General features: G+C 44.8%; 1 pseudogene. It reads right to left on the minus strand.

What is annotated here, in order from left to right:
* Positions 1-2870, minus strand: a pseudogene (locus ACIQ2L_RS14715) (hypothetical protein); the annotation flags it as partial.

The following is a 2870-nucleotide window of genomic DNA, read 5'->3' on the forward strand; positions in this document are numbered from 1 at the left end:
TTCTAAAGCTGCATCCGTGTAGGTAACACTATTAGTGCCCACATTGTTGTTATTTTTTTTCCATTGATAAGCAGGTGCGCTGCCCCCATTGGTGGGTGTAGCGGTAAAAGTTACAGCAGTACCCGTTGTAATGCTATTGCCCGGATTAGCTGCAATAGTTACTGAAGGCGTTATATTTGGATTAACCGTAATCGTCAATGTTGCAGTCGTGGCACATTGTCCCGCTGTCGGCGTAAAGGTATACGTCGTTGTTGCGGTATTATTCAACGCTGGCGACCAGGTTCCTGTTATTCCATTATTCGATGTTATTGGCAATGCTGACAAACTCGCTCCTGAACATATTGGTGCAACTGCCGTAAACGTTGGCGTTACATTTGGATTGACTGTTACACTTACCGCAACTCTATTTGATAAAGCAGCATCTGTAATGCGTTTAATGGCATTATTACCTGTATCTGCGACCAGAATTGTACCATCGGCTTGCACGGCAACGCCATAAGGATGATAAAACCCAGAGCCAAGAGTAACAACACCAAAGCCATCGGCATTCATGCGTTTAATGGCATTATTAAAAGTATCTGCTACCAGAATTCTTCCATCGGCTTGCACGGCAACGCTATGAGGATTATTAAACCCATAGCCAAGAGTACCATAAACTGTACCATCGGCATTCATGCGTCTAATGGCATTATTACCTGTATCTACTACCAGAATTATTCCATCGGCTTGCACGGCAACGCTATGAGGAAAATTAAACCCATAGCCAAGAGTGGCAATGCCTGTACCATCGGCATTCATGCGTTTAATGGCATTATTGCCTGTATCTGCTACCAGAATTTTACCATCGGCTTGCACGGCAACGCCCATAGGACCATTAAACCCAGAGCCAAGAGTAACAATGCCTGAGCCATCGGCATTCATGCGTTTAATGGCATTGTTACCAAAATCTGCTACCAGAATTCTTCCATCGGCTTGCACGGCAACGCCAGAAGGATAAGAAGAAGGATAAGAAAACCCACCTACACCTAAAATAGAAAAATTGTATAAGTTATTGGGATAAACTGGATATAAGCTTGCAATGGCAATATGTAATAAATCTGCTACCAGAATTCTTCCATCGGCTTGCACGGCAACGCCTCGAGGATTATTAAACCCAGTGCCAAGAGTGGCAATAGTTAACGAATTACTTTGTTCTACATAATAAGTCGCTGTACTAAGTGAGGCGGTAGTTACCAATGGATTGCCTCCAGAAGGGGCTGTAAACCACTTGGCAGTTGAGCCAGCACTTGGGGTGCTTACTAAATTGGCTACTGTTGCTCCTGCGCAAAATGTTTGGGTTGCTTCGCTAATTTTTTTAACCCTTACTGCTGATCTTGTACTTTCGCAGACAGAAACAGTTTGCGATGCATAATAAATGGCTCCATCAACCAAACTCGTCGTTGCTGGCAATACTGTTCCTGCCGTTGCGGCACTGTACCATTGGATCGTTGAACCAGTCGCAGCTAAATTGGCAATTGTACCCGAACCAGTATAAACTTGAGTTGCAATTGCAGTTGGTGGGGGGGGTATAGCATTAACTTGATTTACTTGGATTGTTAGAGAAGTAGTTAAAGCACATTGTCCGGCATCTGGAGTAAATGTGTAGGTTGTAGTTTGTGTATTGTTCAATGCTGGCGACCAGGTTCCTGTTATGCCATTATTCGATGTTATTGGCAATGCTGCCAAAAATGCTGCCAAACTCGCTCCTGAACAAATTGGTGCAACTGCCGTGAATGTTGGCGTTATATTTGGATTAACCGTAATCGTCAATGTTGCAGTCGTTGCACATTGACCCGCTGTTGGTGTAAAGGTATACGTCGTTGTTGCGGTATTATTTAATGCTGGCGACCAGGTTCCTGTTATTCCATTATTCGATGTTATTGGCAACGCTGACAAACTCGCTCCTGAACAAATTGGTGCAACTGCCGTGAATGTTGGCGTTATATTGGGATTAACCGTAATCATTAACGTTGCAGTTGTCGCACATTGACCCGCTGTTGGCGTAAAGGTATACGTCGTTGTTAGCGTATTGTTCAATGCTGGCGACCAGGTTCCTGTGATACCATTATTCGATGTTATTGGCAATGCTGACAAACTCGCTCCTGAACAAATTGGTGCTCTAGCTGTGAATGTTGGCGTTACTAGTTGGGTGCTGGTCATTACTCTATTGCCTGTGCCAGTATTAGAAACAGCCACAAATAAACCATTGCCGTAAGTGACGGAAGTCCATTGATTATCTGCTGCCGAGGTTCGGCTTGTCCAAGTAATCCCATCGGGGCTGGTCATTACTCTATTGCCTGTGCCATTAAGCGAAACAGCCACAAACAAACCATTGCCATAAGTTACGGACCACCAATTAATATCTGCTGCCGAGGTTCGGATGGTCCATGTGATCCCATCGGAGCTGCTCATTACTCTATTACCTGTGCCAGTATTAGAAACGGCCACAAATAAACCATTGCCGTAGGTCACAGAACGCCATTGATTATCTACTACCGAAGTTCGGGTTGTCCAGGTAATCCCATCAGGGCTCGTCATGACTCTATTGCCTGTGCCAGTAAACGACACAGCCACAAATAAACCATTGCCGTAGCATACGGAATACCAATTATTATCTGCTGCCGAGGTTCGGCTTGTCCAGGTAATCCCATCGGGGCTGGTCATTACTCTATTTCCTGTGCCTGTATATGCCACAGCCACAAATAAACCATTGCCGTAGCATACGGAAACCCATCCATTATCAGCTGCCGAGCTTCGGATGGTCCAAGTAATGCCATCTGGGCTGGTCATTATTCTATTGCCTGTACCATTATCCGAAACAGCCACAAATA

The organism is Flavobacterium sp. (assembly GCF_044369455.1).
Taxonomy (GTDB): Bacteria; Bacteroidota; Bacteroidia; order Flavobacteriales; family Flavobacteriaceae; genus Flavobacterium.